Annotated in this window: 15 protein-coding genes; 8 read left to right on the forward strand and 7 right to left on the reverse strand. The window is 62.8% G+C overall.

Translation table 11 applies throughout. From position 1 onward, the window contains the following. Positions 1 to 159: 159 nt before the first annotated feature. Positions 160 to 435, forward strand: coding sequence for a hypothetical protein (locus Pan216_RS13905; protein WP_145258565.1), 276 nt, complete (start codon positions 160 to 162; stop codon positions 433 to 435). Next, positions 432 to 950 (forward strand): hypothetical protein, encoded by a 519-nt coding sequence (locus Pan216_RS13910; protein WP_145258566.1) that lies wholly within the window; start codon positions 432 to 434, stop codon positions 948 to 950. Before Pan216_RS13905 ends, Pan216_RS13910 begins: the two co-directional genes overlap by 4 nt. Before the next feature lie 363 nt (positions 951 to 1,313). On the opposite strand, the gene Pan216_RS13915 is transcribed toward Pan216_RS13910, so the two are convergent. From Pan216_RS13915 to ispF, 3 genes are read right to left on the reverse strand one after another with little or no spacing between them, the layout of a single operon-like run. Beyond that, positions 1,314 to 1,826, reverse strand: a complete 513-nt coding sequence (locus tag Pan216_RS13915) for a crossover junction endodeoxyribonuclease RuvC (RefSeq protein ID WP_145258567.1) — start codon at positions 1,824 to 1,826, stop codon at positions 1,314 to 1,316. Continuing rightward, positions 1,802 to 3,412 carry a cysteine--tRNA ligase gene (gene cysS / locus Pan216_RS13920; RefSeq protein ID WP_419192499.1) on the reverse strand — a complete coding sequence of 537 codons (1,611 nt, stop codon included), beginning with the start codon at positions 3,410 to 3,412 and terminating at the stop codon, positions 1,802 to 1,804. Before cysS ends, Pan216_RS13915 begins: the two co-directional genes overlap by 25 nt. After that, complete coding sequence (gene ispF / locus Pan216_RS13925; protein ID WP_145258568.1) at positions 3,409 to 3,906, reverse strand: 2-C-methyl-D-erythritol 2,4-cyclodiphosphate synthase; 498 nt, start codon at positions 3,904 to 3,906, stop codon at positions 3,409 to 3,411. Before ispF ends, cysS begins: the two co-directional genes overlap by 4 nt. Before the next feature lie 155 nt (positions 3,907 to 4,061). On the opposite strand from ispF, the gene Pan216_RS13930 reads away from it, so the two are divergent. Continuing rightward, on the forward strand, positions 4,062 to 6,998 hold the full coding sequence (locus Pan216_RS13930; RefSeq protein ID WP_145258569.1) for an FAD-binding and (Fe-S)-binding domain-containing protein: 2,937 nt from the start codon (positions 4,062 to 4,064) through the stop codon (positions 6,996 to 6,998). Then, positions 6,995 to 7,240 (forward strand): MoaD/ThiS family protein, encoded by a 246-nt coding sequence (locus tag Pan216_RS28355; RefSeq protein ID WP_419192500.1) that lies wholly within the window; start codon positions 6,995 to 6,997, stop codon positions 7,238 to 7,240. Before Pan216_RS13930 ends, Pan216_RS28355 begins: the two co-directional genes overlap by 4 nt. A 353-nt stretch (positions 7,241 to 7,593) precedes the next feature. Here Pan216_RS28355 and Pan216_RS13940 read toward each other — a convergent pair whose 3' ends face one another. Next, positions 7,594 to 7,809, reverse strand: coding sequence for a hypothetical protein (locus Pan216_RS13940; RefSeq protein WP_145258571.1), 216 nt, complete (start codon positions 7,807 to 7,809; stop codon positions 7,594 to 7,596). A gap of 416 nt (positions 7,810 to 8,225) precedes the next feature. Here Pan216_RS13940 and Pan216_RS13945 point away from each other — a divergent pair, with 416 nt between their 5' ends. Both Pan216_RS13945 and Pan216_RS28360 read left to right on the forward strand, forming a co-directional pair. Next, the gene (locus tag Pan216_RS13945) at positions 8,226 to 8,438 is read left to right on the forward strand and encodes a hypothetical protein (RefSeq protein ID WP_145258572.1); all 213 of its coding nucleotides are present in this window, start codon (positions 8,226 to 8,228) and stop codon (positions 8,436 to 8,438) included. A 115-nt stretch (positions 8,439 to 8,553) separates the two neighbouring features. After that, positions 8,554 to 8,727 (forward strand): hypothetical protein, encoded by a 174-nt coding sequence (locus Pan216_RS28360; protein ID WP_419192501.1) that lies wholly within the window; start codon positions 8,554 to 8,556, stop codon positions 8,725 to 8,727. A 659-nt stretch (positions 8,728 to 9,386) separates the two neighbouring features. On the opposite strand, the gene Pan216_RS13950 is transcribed toward Pan216_RS28360, so the two are convergent. Then, on the reverse strand, positions 9,387 to 10,280 hold the full coding sequence (locus Pan216_RS13950; protein ID WP_145258573.1) for a deoxyribonuclease IV: 894 nt from the start codon (positions 10,278 to 10,280) through the stop codon (positions 9,387 to 9,389). Between the two features lie 100 nt (positions 10,281 to 10,380). Beyond that, positions 10,381 to 10,614, reverse strand: a complete 234-nt coding sequence (locus Pan216_RS13955; RefSeq protein ID WP_145258574.1) for a hypothetical protein — start codon at positions 10,612 to 10,614, stop codon at positions 10,381 to 10,383. A 255-nt stretch (positions 10,615 to 10,869) separates the two neighbouring features. On the opposite strand from Pan216_RS13955, the gene Pan216_RS13960 reads away from it, so the two are divergent. After that, positions 10,870 to 11,958, forward strand: a complete 1,089-nt coding sequence (locus Pan216_RS13960) for a PA0069 family radical SAM protein (RefSeq protein ID WP_145258575.1) — start codon at positions 10,870 to 10,872, stop codon at positions 11,956 to 11,958. Between the two features lie 410 nt (positions 11,959 to 12,368). Continuing rightward, positions 12,369 to 14,600 carry a DUF11 domain-containing protein gene (locus Pan216_RS13965; RefSeq protein WP_145258576.1) on the forward strand — a complete coding sequence of 744 codons (2,232 nt, stop codon included), beginning with the start codon at positions 12,369 to 12,371 and terminating at the stop codon, positions 14,598 to 14,600. Here the strand turns inward: Pan216_RS13965 and Pan216_RS13970 are convergent. Continuing rightward, positions 14,491 to 15,471 (reverse strand): hypothetical protein, encoded by a 981-nt coding sequence (locus tag Pan216_RS13970; RefSeq protein ID WP_145258577.1) that lies wholly within the window; start codon positions 15,469 to 15,471, stop codon positions 14,491 to 14,493. The two genes, Pan216_RS13965 and Pan216_RS13970, sit on opposite strands and share 110 nt — an antisense overlap. Between the last annotated feature and the right edge of the window lie 219 nt (positions 15,472 to 15,690).

Below are 15,690 nucleotides of genomic sequence, written 5' to 3' on the forward strand. Positions count from 1 at the left end.
CGCGTCCTCCCGGCATGATCCCCGAACCGAACAACTCGCACAACGTAACGCCCTCAAGGTCTTCTTCGGGGGCGTTTCGACGTTTTTGGAATGGCAAGGCGCCTCGGTTCGCCGATCCCAATCGTGGAGTATCACAACCGTTAGCCGAGAAGCAACACCATGTCACGATCATCCTCGGAGGGCGGGCTTCCCTTTGGGCTGCGCCCGTTCTGGATCTTTCTCGTGATGACCGGGATGGCGACCGGCCTGCTTTGGATCTCTCCCTCAACCGTCAAACCACTTCGCCGCGGCGTCGAGCAAGCGCTCGCCCCGGGAAGTGAAGTGGTCCGGTGGGCGAGCGTCAAGGCATACCGGCTATACCGTCAGGCATCGCGCAGCGTCCCTTCGACGCAAACCGCTACCCTTCAAGAGTCGACTTCCGGGAGGCATCGATGAATTGGATCAAGTGGGGACTGCTCGTGTACGCCACACTAGCCGCGAAGACGGTCCTCGGTCCCGAGCTTCAGGGGTGGGAGTTTCTGCCCGACGGGGTGCTGGTCATCGCGATTTTGGCGCTAATCACGATCGAACACCCGCTGGCGTTCGCGATCGCCGGGCTGATCGGCTTCGCCGACGGCCTGCTTTGGGGACCGAAACTGGGATCGACGATGTTGAGCATCGTCGTCATCGGGTATGCCTTCGGAGGCATCAAGCATTGGTTCGCGATGGACAAGTTGTTCCGAAGTGTCGGTGTCGCCTGGTTCCTGGCGTCGGCGGTGCTCCTATCGCGCACTTCCCTGCTCCAGTACCTCGCTCACCGGAGCGTCGATCTGGAAGCGATCATCGTCCCGGCCGTCTGGGAGGGTTTTCTCACCGGTACGGCCGTCGTCGCGGTCGCGTACGTCTTCGACCGAATCGGCAAGCTCTACGAGACCGTCTTCCGCAGTTCCGGCGGAGCACAGACCGCGTAGTCGCTCGAATGTTCGCAGGCAGTCGGTGAACTGTTGAAAACGATGGTGACAAGCCCGCGTTCGCGTGGGCTTGTCGTCGTTTTTGCGGGACTCTTGCGAGCAGGAGGCCTCTTTCGTGGGTCAGGGTATCTCAAGGTGTCAGTCGGCATGATTCCCCTCACCCGGTGGGAGAGGGGGCCAGGAGTGAGCGGGCTTGTCTTCGTAAAAAACCGTGTTTTACCGAGTCGTGGACTCCCTCACCCGGCTCACTTCGTTCGCCGACCTCTCCCCAAGGAGAGGTGAGGAGAACCTGACACTCGGGGCGTAGATGAACCACTACGCTACCGGCGATCGCTGGCCGCGCACTGGCGCGCCCGTCGCACTTCACCCGGCACAACGAAGCAGGTTGAGATGACACAGAGCGATCGCCAAGGCATCGGCGACATCGGAGGGCTGAGGAGGTTCGGCCAGGCCGAACTGGGCTTGGATCGCGAGCTGCATCTGCTCCTTGTTGGCCCGCCCGCTGCCGGTGAGGTGCTTTTTGACCTTGGTCGGCAAATAGCCACTCACCTCGACGCCCAATTGAGCCGCGGCGAGAAAGAGCACTCCTCGCGCGTGCCCCATCAGGATCGCGGTCCGCGGACGCTCGTAGTGGTGGAAAAGATCCTCGATCGCGATCGCGGAGGGTCGGTGCTCCTCGAGGATCTCCGCGGCGGTCGCATGCAACTCCTCGAGGCGCTCGCCCAACGACCGGCGCGGCGAGAGCTTGATCACTCCCGCCTCGACGATGACTGGACTTGGCGCGCGGCCGTCGAGCACCCCATAACCGGTCCGCTCGAGGCCAGGGTCGAAACCGACGACGATACCGGGCGTTAGTGAGAGGACTCGATCTTCCAGCTGCTCCCCTCCTTGCCGTCTTTAATCGTCACGCCAAGCTCGGCGAGTTCATCGCGGATCGCGTCGGAGAGCGCGAAGCTCTTCTCCTGGCGAGCCATCTGACGGACCTTCAGCAACAAGTCCAGCAAGGACGCGGTCAACTGATCGTCCCCGCCGGCCGACTCGGGAGCCTTGGTCAAAATCCCCAAGATGTCGGCGAGTTCCTTGAGCACCACGGCGCCGGCCGCGAACTCCGTCTTTGTCGCCTCGTCCTTGGAGCTCTCGTAGCTGCCCGCCTGGCGATTGAGCAAGGTGATCAGCTCGGCCATCGTGCCGATCGCGCCGGCGGTGTTGAAGTCGTCGTCCATGAACTCGAGGTAGCGATTGCGGAGCTCGACCACGCGACCGAGGAACTCCGAGCCGCCCGCCTCGAAGGGAGCTTCCGCCCACGTCTGGGGCGCCTTGAGCTCGTAGAACGCCGATCCCATCACCTGCTCGTAGCGTTCGGCGAAGGTGTGGGCTTTCTCCAAGAGAGCCCCGACTTCCTTGAGCCGCTCGTCGCTGAAGCTGATCGGGCTGCGATAGTGCGTCGACAGCAGGAAGAAGCGAATCAGCTCCGGCGAATAGTCGGACAAGAGCTTCGCGAGGGTGACGATGTTGCCCTTGGACTTGGACATTTTCGCCGCTTCCTGCGAAGCGATATCCCCCTCCTCCGCCATGCAGCGACCACCCATCTTGCGGGTATCGTCGCCGTACTGCATCAGCCCGTTGTGCATCCAGTACTTGGCGTAGGTCTTGCCGGTGCAGCACTCGGATTGGGCGATCTCGTCCTCGTGATGGGGGAAGCAGAGATCGAGGCCACCGCCGTGGATGTCGAAGGTCTCGCCGAGCAGGTCCATGCTCATCGCGGAGCACTCGATATGCCATCCCGGACGCCCTGGGCCCCATGGGCTCTCCCAAGCCGGTTCGCCCGCCTTGGCTCCCTTCCAGAGGGCGAAATCGGAGGGATGGCGTTTGAGGTCGCTGACCTCCTTGCGGGCGCCGGCCATCATCTCGTCGATGTTGCGATTGCTGAGCTTCCCGTAGGCGGGATGGCGCGTGACGTCGAAGTAAACGTCGCCACCCGAGGGGTACGCGAAGCCCTTCTTTACCAGCGTCTCGATCATCGCGAGCATATGGGGAATGTACTTCGTCGCCCTCGGAAAGTGATCGACCTCGACGCCGAGCCGTCCCAAATGCTCGATGTAGTCGGCGGTAATCCGCTCGGCGAGTTCCTCGGTGCTCGTCTTCTCCTCGGCGGCCTTGTTGATGATCTTGTCGTCGACATCGGTGATGTTGATCACGAACGTGACGTCGTAACCCCGGTAACGCAGGAAGCGTTTGACGGTGTCGAAGATGACGGGACCGACGACATGCCCGACATGGCTCGGGGCGTAGACCGTGGGGCCGCAGCAGTAGATACCGACTTTCCCAGGGACGACGGGCTCGAAGACCTCTTTCTGGCGACTGAGCGTGTTGTAGATCCGTGTGCTCATCGACTTCCCATCACTCTCGGTGTCCGTGGTTGGACGTTCGGCGTTCTCTTGATTGGCGACTTTTTGAATCACGAACCTGTTCCTTCCATGGAAACAAGCACCACAGCGTCGGCGACGATGGCTTCCGAGCGGCCGATCGGTCCGACCTTTTCGCCCGTCTTTGCCTTGATATTGACTCGATCGGCCGGAATACCCAGCGTTCTCGCGACCGATTCGCGAATTGCCGGTTTGTGAGGGCTTAATTTCGGACGTTGGGCGTGAATCGTGCAGTCAATGTTCACGATCTCGGCCCCGAGTTTCCGAACCGAGGCGACGACGTCCGCGAGCAATTCGCGGGAATCCTGGTCCTTGTGGGCCGGATCGGTGTCGGGAAACCACTCGCCGATGTCTCCCTGCCCCGTCGCTCCCAGGAGGGCGTCGGTGACCGCGTGAAACAGCACGTCCGCGTCGCTGTGGCCAACCAAACCGATCGGATGAGGGATCTCGACCCCGCCAATCAGCAGGGGTCGCTCCTCCCCGAAGCGGTGAGTGTCATGACCGTGACCGACGCGCATCGGCGTCACCATGCTGGAATCCTTCCTCTTCCCATACCGCCGCACGGCCCTAAACCCGCGCGACTGAATACTAATGGGAGAGAACCTTCTTGGCAATGCGACTGCGCGGCCCGTCCGACTCGTAGAATGCGACCAAGAGAGACGCGGGACCTGGCCAGGATTGAGCGTTGGACGAACAGCAGCGAAAGATTGTCGAAGATCTCCACGACATCGTCACGGGCGACATCCTCGTCGATGAGCTCTCTCTCGCCGCGTTCAGCACCGATGCGAGCATCCTCGAAGTCCGACCTTTGGCCGTCATCGCCCCGAAGACGAACGAGGAACTCGTCGGGATCGTCAAATATGCCGTCGAGTTCGGCCTGAAGATCCACGCGCGCGGTGCCGGGACCGGCCTGGCTGGTGAATCGCTGGGACGATCGCTCGTCGTCGACACCAGTCGCTACTTGAATCAAATCCTCGACGTCGGCGAATATTCCGCCCGCGTCCAACCGGGAACTCGCTGGCGCGACCTCCAGCGGCGACTGGCCCCCCTGGGACGCATGTTCCCGCCCGACCCGATCAGCGGAGACCGCTGCACCATCGGGGGCATGATCGGCACCGACGCCGCTGGACCACACTCCCTGCGTTACGGCACCACCCGCGACTACGTCCGCCGACTGAAGATCCTCCTCGCCTCCGGGGAGATCATCGAGGTCGGCCAGGAACGCATGGACCAACCGCCAGGCAAAAACGGCACCTCCACCGCCGAGGTGCTCGCCCGCCGTGTCGCCCATACGCTCTCGCGGTTTTCGGACGAGATCCGCGCCGAACAGCCCGCGACGCTGCTCAAGCCGGGCGGCTACCACCTCCGGGACGTCATCCACCGCCAACGCGTCGATCTGGCACGCTTGCTGGTCGGCTCCGAGGGAACCCTCGCGATGATCGTCGAAGCGGAACTGGCGACGCTGCCCAAACCACCCCTGCGCGGCATCGTCCTAACTTCCTTCAGCACCCTCGACGCGGCGGCTCACGCGGTGCTCGAGACCTTCGATTTCCAACCCTCCGCGTGCGAACTGATCGACCGCCGATCGCTGAGCGTCGTCCGGGAGTCGCATCGGCGCTATCGTCGCTGGATCCCCGACTCGGCCGAGGGCATGCTTCTGGTCGAGTTCGAGGCCGACAACGCCAAGGCCCTGCGGGCGCGCCTCGACCAAGTCGCCAAAAAACTCGGCGGCGCGAAGCGCTATGTCCTGTCGACCAATGTCGTCGAGACCGACGCGGAACTCGCTCTCTGTTGGGAGATGCGCGACCGGGCCACTCGCGACATCGGGCGATCGCTCGGAAAGCCCCAACCGATCGCGTTCGTCGAGAACACCGCGGTCCCTCCAGAGCGGCTTCCGACCTTCCTAAGGCACGTACAAGACATCATGAAGCGGCACGGCGTCACCGCGACCTACACCGCCCACGCCGGCGTCGGCATTCTCCACACACGCCCCCTGCTCGACATCCACCGGGCCGATCACCGCACCCTCCTCGAGGCCCTTACCAAGGAGGTCAGCGAGGCCGCGATCCACTGTCGGGGCACCAGCCTCGGCGAGCACGGAGCCGGACTGCTGCGCTCTGGACTGATCCCGCGCCAGTTCCCCAAACTCTATCCCGCGTTTCGCCGCATCAAAACACTCTTTGATCCCGAGAACCTCTTCAATCCCGGCAAAATCGTCGGCGCGGTTCCCGACTTCCCGATCCTGGCCCTACGCAACGCGGACCGATCCCCCTCCGCCGAGTCCGCCCTGCCCGTCCTCAACTGGAAAGGGCTCTCCGCCGTCGACATGGCCGAACGCTGTAACGGCTGCGGCGGCTGCCGAACCGGACGCGACGAGATCCGCATGTGCCCCTCGTTCAAGATCGACGACTCGGAACTGGCGAGCCCGCGGGCCAAAGCCAACCTCATGCGTCAGATCCTCACGGGGCGTCTCGACCCGACGCTGCTCGGCAGCGACGAGTTGCGCTCCGTCGCCGATCTGTGCGTCTCCTGCAAGATGTGCAAGGTCGAATGCCCCTCGGCCGTCGACATCTCCAAACTCATGCTCGAGGCGAAAGCGGCCAACGTCGCCGAGTCGGGGCTCAGCCGACGCGACTGGTTCTTCTCCAACATCGATCGTTGGTCGCGTCGCGCCAGCGCCAACGCGATCCTCGCCAACCGGCTCTTGCGCAACCGAACCTTTCGCTGGTTCGCCGAGAAGATGTGGGGACTCTCGCGAACCCGACGCCTCCCCCGCTTCCACCACCAGACCTTCCTGCGTCGAGCGGCGCGAAACGGCTGGACGAAGAAGCCTCCTGCCGGCACCCCGCGAAAGAAGATCGCCTTCCTCGCCGACACCTTCGTCAATCACAACGATCCCCACCTCGGCGAATGCGCGGTCCGCGTTCTCGAGCACTTGGGCCATCGCGTCTATGTCCCGCCTCAGCAGGGTGCCAGCGGCATGGCCCCGCTCCTGGCCGGCGACCTCGAGCATGCCCGCGTCAAACTCCGCGAGAACCTTCGCGTCCTTGCCGATCTCACCCGAGAGGGCTTCACGATCATCAGCACCGAACCCTCGGCGATCGTGATGCTGCGAGACGACGCCGCCAACCTGCTGGACGATGTCGATGTCGAACTCGTCCGTCGCGTTAGCTACGAGTTCACCGAGTACCTCGGCATCCTCAACCAAGCGGGGGGCCTCAAGGCGGACCTCAAGCCGATCCCCCTCACGATTGGTTACCATGAACCATGCTACCAGCGGGTGCTCGCTCCGCCCTACTCCGCCCGCCGTCTGCTCAGTCGCATCCCGGAGCTTTCCGTGATCGACATCGACCTCGGATGCAGCGGCATGGCGGGCCTGCACGGCTTGCGGGACAACACCAGCGAGGATTCGCTCCGCGCCGGCAAGGCGTTGCTCGACCGCTTTGCCCGAGGTGACTCGCACTTCGGCGTGACCCAATGCTCGGCCTGTCGGCTTCAAATGGAACAAGGAACGGGGAAAAGGACGATTCATCCGGCGAAATGGTTCGCCGTCGCCTACGGGCTCGTCACGCGGCCGGAGCGAATCTTTCGCCACCCCAAGGGGACGTTGCTCGACGAATGAAGATTCACTTGCTTCTCTTTGCGGGGGCCGCGGAAGTCGCGGGCACGTCGGACGTGACGATGGAAGTCGGCCAAGCGGCCACCATCGGCGAGTTACGTGGGAAGATCGTCGACGAGTTCCCCGATCTGGGGCCGATCGTCGGTCGGTCGATGTTCGCCCTCAACGAGACCTACGTCTCCGACGACGCGGCCATCTCCGACGGAGATGAGGTCGCGTGCATCCCGCCCGTCAGCGGCGGTTAGCCCTCGTCCTGACTTGTTCCCCTCTCCCTGTGGGAGAGTGAACCTCTTGTTCCCCTCTCCCTGTGGGAGAGTGAGCCTCTTGTTCCCCTCTCCCTGTGGGAGAGTGAGCCTCTTGTTCCCCTCTCCCTGTGGGAGAGTGAGCCTCTTGTTCCCCTCTCCCTGTGGGAGAGGGGTTAGGGGTGAGGGGGTTCGTCTTCGAAAAAATCGCTTGTCCTCCCGAGCCGGAAACTCCCTCACCCGGCTCACGACGTTCGCCGACCTCTCCCCAAGGAGAGGAGAGGACAAATTCCCATCTACTGGGGTGAGGGGGCATCCGACAAGGGGATTCTCATCCGACGAACCTCGTGGTTCGCTCAGGTCGAGTCGCCGTCAGCCTCCTCCTTCTCCCCCGATGTTTTGGGAGCGGCTTCTTTCTCGGCAGGCGTTTTCGCGGCGGAGGGGTCGGTATTGTAGCCGTCCCACTGCATCCCCGGCGAGCCGGGCTTCGGGGTCGACTGCAGGAGTTGGATTCCGACGCTCAACACGGCGATCAATCCCGCCAACGACAACGCCACACCTAGTTTCGACATGCCCTGAGATCCCCTTCGCCATCACGACGCGTGAAGTCACTTGATTCGTCGGGAAACGAGCCCCGCTTGCCGATGGCTACGTTACCATCGCGGCGTCATCAATCAACGCGTTTACCCCCATGCCGCCCGTCGCAGCCGGCAGCGAATAGATCAACGGGCTGCCAGGCCCGTCACAACCGGCTCGTTCGCCAACGCCGCACTCCTAGTGACGCCAAATATTGGTGGGAAGCGTTCCGCTTTCTCAACGTCGAGCGAACAAAAGCCGATGTTGTTTTGGTCGAAAGGGGCCTCGACCAAAAAAAACTTCATTGATATTCACCACCAAGGGTGGTCGAGGCCCCGTTTTTCCGTACTGAATTCTGCTTGAGATCGTTCACGCCACACAACATTCACCGTGGCGGTGGGAAGCACGAACCATGATCTACGACGAAGTCCTCTTTGAGCGATGGGCGGCCGAAGCCGCTGCCAAGGAAGAACAAGCCCGCAGCGCCGAAGCCTCCGGCGACCTCTCGCTCGCGAACGATTTTTTGAAGCAAGCCGCCGCCAGACGACGGGCGATGGCCGCGATCCGACCGGTCGAAATGATCCGTCGCGACCTGCGAGCCACGGCCGCCCTGAAGACCGCGTGACCTTCGCCTCCGCGAACCGATACTCCCGCGTCTGAACGCTTGCTGCGCAACCATTTCCGATGGTGAGCATCCAGTTGCGTCGCCCCTGCAAACGTGGGCCATGGTGGCACCCGGCTTGGTGACCTTCACTGCGGGGTATCACCTTTCCGGCTACAACCTTTCCGGCTACAACCTCTCCGGCTACAACCTCTCCGGCTACAACCTCTCCGGCTACAACCTCTTCGGCTACCCCCGGTTGCTTCGCTACCGGGGCGTGCGGAGCACGCAAGAAGTCGCGGGTGGAGGTTGAATAAGTCACCTCTTCGGCTACCCCCGGTTGCTTCGCTACCGGGGCGTGCGGAGCACGCAAGAAGTCGCGGGTGGAGGTTGAACGCCATGAACGGATGGTTCCCCCACGACCGGCGTCGCCCAAGAGAATTCCAGCCGACGGCGTCGGCCCCGGTTGAATCAACCGGGGGTCGCCCTTCGGGGCGTCACCTTTCCGGCCACAAGTCACCTCTCCGGCCACAAGTCACCTTTCCGGCTACAACCTCTTCGGCCACCCCCGGTTGCTTCGCTACCGGGGCGTGCGGAGCACGCAAGAAGTCGCGGGTGGAGGTTGATCGCCACGAACGGATGGTTCCCCCACGACCGGCGTCGCCCAAGAGAATTCCAGCCGACGGCGTCGGCCTCGGTTGAATCAACCGGGGGTCGCCCTTCGGGGCGTCACCTCTTCGGCTAAAAGTCACCTCTTCGGCTACAACCTCTTCGGCTACCCCCGGTTGCTTCGCTACCGGGGCGTGCGAAGCACGCAAGAAGTCGCGGGTGGGGGTTGAACGCCATGAACGGATGGTTCCCCCACGACAGGCGTCGCCCAAGAGACTTCCAGCCGACGGCGTCGGCCCCGGTTGAATCAACCGGGGGTCGCCGAGGCGGGGGACTGGTCGCCATAGCCTTCGGCCGCATTCATCACGCTTGCGACTGAGAACGCTTCGTCGTCGGGCGTTTCTTCACCAGTCCCTGAAGGGTCTCGACGTTGATCGTGTCCCAAGGCCGCTTGGTCTCGGGATCTTCTCCCTTGGGCGTTTCGAGGTAGAGCGGCACATCGCGAAAACGCCGGTCGTTGACCAAGTGCTCGAACGGCTCCAGCCCCAAGAACCCGCGACCGATGTGCTCATGCCGATCGACGCGGCTTCCAAACGCTTTCTTACTGTCGTTGGCATGCACCGCGACGAGCCGATCGAAGCCAACCGCTTCCTCCAACTCCCGCATGGTCTGGTTGTAGCGCCTCTTTGGCGCGAGTGGGTAACCCGCCGCGAAGATGTGACACGTATCAACGCAGAGCGTCAGGCGCTCGGGATACGCGCACTGCTCGATGATCGCCCCGAGATGCTCGAAGCGATGACCGAGATTGTTCCCCTGCCCCGCGGTCGTCTCGAGCGCCACCGTCGCCGCGAGCTCCGCCGTGCGGCAGAAGACCTGATCGAGTCCGGCGGCGATTCGAGCCAACCCGACCGACTCCTCACCCGGATGGCTTCCCGGATGGGCCACCACGTGGGGAATACCCAACGCTTTGGCCCGCTCCAATTCGACCACCAGCGCATCGATCGATTTGTTCCAAAGCTCGTCGTCCGGCGAGGCCAGATTGATGAGATAGGAATCGTGAGAGATCGCGTGGAGCAGCCCAGCCTCGGCGAACGCGTTCTGAAACAGTTCGACGTCCTGTTCGACGAGAGGCTTGGCCCGCCACTGATTGTTGTTCTTGGTGAAGATCTGAACCGCTTGAAGCCCCAAGCGGCCAGCCTCCTGAGCCGCTTTGTAGTAGCCTCCCGCGATTGAGAGGTGTGAACCAAAGATCGGCATCTGCTTCCTTCGTCCGAATCCGTTCCCGGCTAGCTGATGGGTGATGGGCCGACACTCGGAACGAGCGGGCCATGAGGTGGGATGCGATCCGCTTCGACGACTATTCGTCGTCCTCTTCCAGGGATTGCCCCTGTTCGCGAAGCTGCTCTTTCTCGACGATCACGAAAGCCGCTCGTTCTCGTTCCTCTTGTGTCATCCAATCGAAGGACGCCAACGTCTTCATGACCCGCCGGTAGTGCTGCAAGGGAGCACCGCGATAGGCGGAGATTCGCTTCCGCCAGTCAACAGGAAGGCGATCGGAAAGCCGCATATCGCGGTCACGCGTTCCAGCCATTTGTTTGAAACCTTTCTCTATGTCGCAGGGAAAGAGTCAGTTTAGCGAAATGCCTAGCGCTCCGCAAAGCACCATCGGACCAAGATCGCCGAAGCGAGCACCCCGCAGGCGGCCAAATCCGTCGCAGCACAAACCTTTTCGCTTCAAGATGTTAGGAAATCTTTACCTAACTGGAATTCTCACGCCGCCCATAAAGTGTACAATTGAACACCAATGCGGGTTGCGGGTACCCCCCACGGTGGGAGCAACGTCTTCATGTCCTATCGACGACGACAGACCCTCAAAGGGCGAGGTTCATCCATCGATCCTCCCAACCGTTTCGAAGCCCACCGCCACGAGGAGGACTTCGAGCACCTGCAATACGAGTCGGACCTCGAGGAGCGATGGCGCAAGCGGACGACGGAGTTTCTTCCCGACCACTCTAAGTCGATCATCTCCGAGAACGACAGTCCCGACGTCGGATTTCGCTTCAGCCTCAACCCCTATCGCGGCTGCGAGCACGGCTGTGCATACTGCTACGCCCGCCCCACGCATGAGTATCTCGGACTCAACGCGGGCCTCGACTTCGAGACGCGCATCCTCTACAAGCCGGACGCTCCGCGGCTTTTTGAGGCCCATCTTGCCAAGCGATCGTGGCAAGGTGAGCCGGTCGCATTGTCGGGGGTCACCGACTGCTACCAGCCAATCGAACGAAAACTTGTGCTGACAAGGGGTTGCATTGATGTGGCTCTTGCCTGCCGTCAACCGCTGATCATCATCACCAAGAATAGTCTGCTACTTCGCGATCTAGCCCCGATCGCCGAGATGGCGGCTCTCCAGTTGATCCATGTCTTCCTGAGCGTGCCGACTCTCGATCCCAAGCTCGCCTCGACGCTCGAACCGAGGGCGCCGCGTCCCGAGAGCCGACTGCGTGCGATCGAGGAATTGACCAACGCGGGCGTTTCGGCGGGCGTGATGGTTGCCCCGGTCATCCCGGGACTGACCGATCACGAGATCCCCGCGATCCTCAAGGCGGCGCGCGACGCGGGCGCCATCGCCGCGGGAAAGGTCCTATTGCGGCTTCCCCACGCGGTTCGGCCGATCTTTCTCGACTGGCTTTCGCGGCATGCTCCCGATCGGGCGAGCCGAGTCGAGCAGCGTATCATGGCCTGCCGCGACGGCAAGCTCAACGACACCCGTTTCTCCAAGCGATTGGTAGGAAGCGGGCCGATCGCCGAACAGATCCAAGCGACTTTCAACCTCTTCCGGACCAAGCTCGGCTTTCGGATGAAGCCGCCGCCGCTCGACTCGAGTCAGTTCCGCCGACCGAGGCTGGATGGGCAACTGACGCTTTTCGAGGAATAGACGACCTCCGTGCGCGACCTGGGCGCGTTTTTGCGCGAAACGGTCCCGGATTGGGGGAATAGCGTTCCCTTTGGAGGCTGATCGGCGCGTTTGGCGCGAAGATTTGTCCGAAACGGTGGCAATTTGGCGAAACCGATGCAGTTTTGCCGACAGCGCCGACGCTTGTCCGGCGACAGGGAGCCGATTCATTGGGGAGTAGCCCTTCGGTTCCGTCCGCCCTCCTGCTAGACTCGACGCAATAGGTCTCGCCCAACCAACCGGAATCTCCGTTCCTCGACCGGGGGACGTGACGAGTCCTTGAGACAAGTTCGCCCAAACCCCAACGGCCGACTCGTGTTGCCGGAATTCTCCCAATGGGGTAAGCAAATGAGGCGACGTAGCGAAACTGCCGAGATGCAAGGAAAGCCAACGTGGTTGATGTCGACCGGTCCGAGAGCGAAACGGCCGAGAAGAAAGCCGCATACGACAATCGACCGCGTCTGGGAGCGGTGATCCGCACCATTGTCGCCATCGTGATCGTCGCGCTGCTGGCGATCGTGCTTCGGACGACCTCGACGATTGGCGAATCGCCTCTGATCGCCAAGGGCACCGCACCAGTTCCGGAACCGTCGCCCCCCGTCGAGCCTGAACCCAAGAAGGAACCGAAGAAGCCGTCCCCCGCCCTGGCGAGCATGCCGAAGTTGTCGGCACTGCCGCTTGAGCGGAACGAGGCTCCCCGGTTCGAGCGACGAGACGAGAGCGTGATCCAGACGGGCCTCGAGAAGCCGAAGGCCCCGGCGCTGCTCAAGGTGGTGCCACCGGTCGCGTTTACCGTGACCCAGCCGCCATCGATCCTTCGCGTCGGCACGCCGCTGTTGCTGGTCGCGACCGTCGTCGACAAAGAGGGTAAGCCGGTCGCGAACGCCCAAGTCGACTGGATCATCGACCGTCAAAGCCCCGCCCACATCTCAAAGGTCCCCGAGGCCGATGACGCGAACCGCGCCGGGGAGCGAGTTCTGCCGACCTTCGCGCGAACCTTCACCGCCGCGACCGCTCACCAAGTCGATCTCGGCAAGGAACTCTCCGGCGTCAACGTCGGCATCGGCCAAGCTTGGTGCTTGTGCGAATCGAGGCAGGCGGGCGACATGGTCCTCACGGTTCTCGTCGAAGGCATCGAGAACCCGAAAACGCGTCAGCAATTCCTGAATGTCCACTGGGACTCCGCGGTCGCGACCTTCCCCAAGCCGATCGCCGCGGTCGCGGGCAACCCGGCCACGGTGACGACCGAAGTCAGGGATATCGACAAATCGAAGCCACTGGCCGGATACACCGTCCGCTACACCTTGACCAAGAGCGGCCCGGCCCACCTGCCCGGACACGCCAAGTCGATCGATGTCACCACGAACTCCAAGGGCCAAGCGTCCCTTCCCGTCGAGCCGGCCGGGTTCGCGACCGGCACCTGCGAACTCTCGTGTGAGCTAATCGGCAAGCAGTCGAGCCCCGGCATCGTCACCGTCTTGCAGTCGGCCAAGACGTCCGTCCGCTGGGAGGTCCCCAAGCTCCGCGCTCGCGCCGCGGGCCCCTCCCTCGTGGAGGTCGGTCGCGTCGCGACGTACACCATCGCGGCGACGTGCTCGCAACCCCTCGACGGTAGTCGACTCCGGCTCGTTGTCGGCGGAAAGGAGATCGAACTACTCGACGGCACCGGCCCCGAGCGGACGACGGAGGGTTGGACCTGGACGAGGACCATTAAGAGCGGCAAGCCAGGCGCGAGTGATGTTCGGTTCGACATCCTTGGGGCCGACAAGTTGCTCGCGTCAGCCAATGCGAAGATTCTCTTCGCGGAACCGGCCGTCAAATTGACGCAATCCGTGCCGGCCGGGAGTCGCGTCGGCGGCAAGTTGGAAGTCCTCTCCACCCTCGCCAACGTTGGCCCTCTCCCTCTTGAGGGATTAAGCGTCTCGCAGGCCCTTCCGCCGGGAGTCACCATCGAGAAAACCACCCCGCCGGCGGTGGTCGATGGCGGCTTGGTGACGTGGAAGAACCTCAAGTTGGCTCCCAAGCAAACGGTCACGATGACGCTGGCCGCCCGTCCGACTAAGACGCTCAAGCAACAACAAGTGGTGACAGTCGCGCGACGCGGCAATGAACTGCTTGCCACCCAGGCCGACCGGCTCGACGCGCGCGGCTACGCGTCGTTGGAACTCGATGTCGCCGACCAACGCGATCCGGTCGAGATCGGCGAGGAGTTCGCCTACCGCGTCGTTGTCCGCAATCGCGGCAATGACAGTGCGAAGGGGCTCGATCTCGACGTCACGATGGCGCCACACCTGAAACTCGAGCGTGTCGAGGGGGCGATTCGCGAGAAGATCGAAGGGAAAGTGCTGCGGTTGGGGCCGATCGAAACGTTGGCCCCGGGAGATCGGATGGCCGTCGACGTTTGGGTGACGGCCGAGAAGGCGGGCGAAGGCAGGATCTCGGTGACGTTGCATCACCAGACATTGGGAAAGAACGGACTAAAGGTCGAAGAGAGCACGTTGATCGAAGAGGAGACTACTCCGCGGCCAACGACGTCTCCTCCGCTTCCTCCTGCGTCGAAGCCCCCGGCTCCTCGTCGTCCGTCACCTGTGTCGCCGCCTCCCGTGTCAACGGACCCGAACTGAGCACCGAGCTTCCCGCCTCGACGCTGATCCGAGCCGCTCCCGGCCTGAGAGCTTTTCCGACAATCTGATAGCGAAGGGGCATCGACGTCGGCATCAGGTTGGTGATCGGCTCGAAGGTGACCAAGCCGCCCTGAGACGTTCCCGTCTTAGCCGGCTTGATCGACGTGATGTCGACGTTCTCGCTCACGCGAGCGGCGAGGTCGACCCGCTCGATCGGAGCGTTACCCTCGTTGAGCAACGTCAGCTCGAACGTGATCTCCTCACCCACCGCGACCAACCCCGGATCGGAGCTGACCCGCAACGCGAGCGACCCCTTGCGAGGCTTGACTTGCTTCTGGGCCGACTCGGTTTTCTTCGGCTCGCTCTTCGGAGCGGGCTTGCTCTTCTCCGGCTTGGGAGCGGGCCGGAACGACTCCCAACGGGGCTCGTCATCGACCGGCGGCGCATGACTGATCTGCGGCTGCCCATCGGGAACGGATTCGATGTGGATGCTCGGCGCCGAGAAGCAACCCTCGCACTGCGGCGGCGGCAGCGTCATCGCCCCGTCGTTGGGCATCGGCAAGAGCTGACCATCGGGCGTCTGCATGAAGATCTCACCGCCCGCTTCCTCGACGGCCGGCAGAGCGTAGGAAACGTCTTCCTTGCCGCAGATGGTGCACGCCGGCTCCACCGTACTGGCGCTGCAGGGGCAGCAGCACGATTTGTTCTTCTTCTTCCAATGCTTGTGCTTGTGTTTGTGCTTGGCGCAGCAACCTTGCATCGGATTGCCGCACGGCTTGACGTAGTAACCGACACAGCAACCGCTGGTCGAGACAACCAGCGCCGCGAATAGTGTCGACAGGAGTACGCGCCGCGTCGTGGTCAGCAGCATGATTTCCCTCTAACCCGCCCAATGGTCTCCTCACACTGTTCGGCCGTCCGATCAGCGGGTGCCAAGGGGCGATCTCATCAGGCGGTGATGAATAGATCGCATCCGGCTTCCAAGGGGAACATATCCGCTGCGAGCGGCCGACGACGCGATTGGGCGAAGGGGCGAGGATAAAAATGGCGGATGCCGCGCGGAAGAATCGCTTTTCTTCCAATTCCACTC

It is taken from the genome of Kolteria novifilia (genome assembly GCA_007748055.1).
GTDB classification, from domain to species: Bacteria; Planctomycetota; Planctomycetia; order Kolteriales; family Kolteriaceae; genus Kolteria; species Kolteria novifilia.

What these genes read in the sequence shown, in the direction of transcription:
- Pan216_RS13940 (WP_145258571.1), bottom strand. Translation starts at nt 7,809, where the DNA reads ATGTCGAAACTAGGTGTGGCGTTGTCGTTGGCGGGATTGATCGCCGTG.
- Pan216_RS13970 (WP_145258577.1), bottom strand. Translation starts at nt 15,471, where the DNA reads ATGCTGCTGACCACGACGCGGCGCGTACTCCTGTCGACACTATTCGCG.
- ispF (WP_145258568.1), bottom strand. Translation starts at nt 3,906, where the DNA reads ATGGTGACGCCGATGCGCGTCGGTCACGGTCATGACACTCACCGCTTC.
- Pan216_RS13945 (WP_145258572.1), top strand. Translation starts at nt 8,226, where the DNA reads ATGATCTACGACGAAGTCCTCTTTGAGCGATGGGCGGCCGAAGCCGCT.
- Pan216_RS28355 (WP_419192500.1), top strand. Translation starts at nt 6,995, where the DNA reads ATGAAGATTCACTTGCTTCTCTTTGCGGGGGCCGCGGAAGTCGCGGGC.
- Pan216_RS13910 (WP_145258566.1), top strand. Translation starts at nt 432, where the DNA reads ATGAATTGGATCAAGTGGGGACTGCTCGTGTACGCCACACTAGCCGCG.
- Pan216_RS13950 (WP_145258573.1), bottom strand. Translation starts at nt 10,280, where the DNA reads ATGCCGATCTTTGGTTCACACCTCTCAATCGCGGGAGGCTACTACAAA.
- Pan216_RS13960 (WP_145258575.1), top strand. Translation starts at nt 10,870, where the DNA reads ATGTCCTATCGACGACGACAGACCCTCAAAGGGCGAGGTTCATCCATC.
- Pan216_RS13905 (WP_145258565.1), top strand. Translation starts at nt 160, where the DNA reads ATGTCACGATCATCCTCGGAGGGCGGGCTTCCCTTTGGGCTGCGCCCG.
- Pan216_RS13955 (WP_145258574.1), bottom strand. Translation starts at nt 10,614, where the DNA reads ATGGCTGGAACGCGTGACCGCGATATGCGGCTTTCCGATCGCCTTCCT.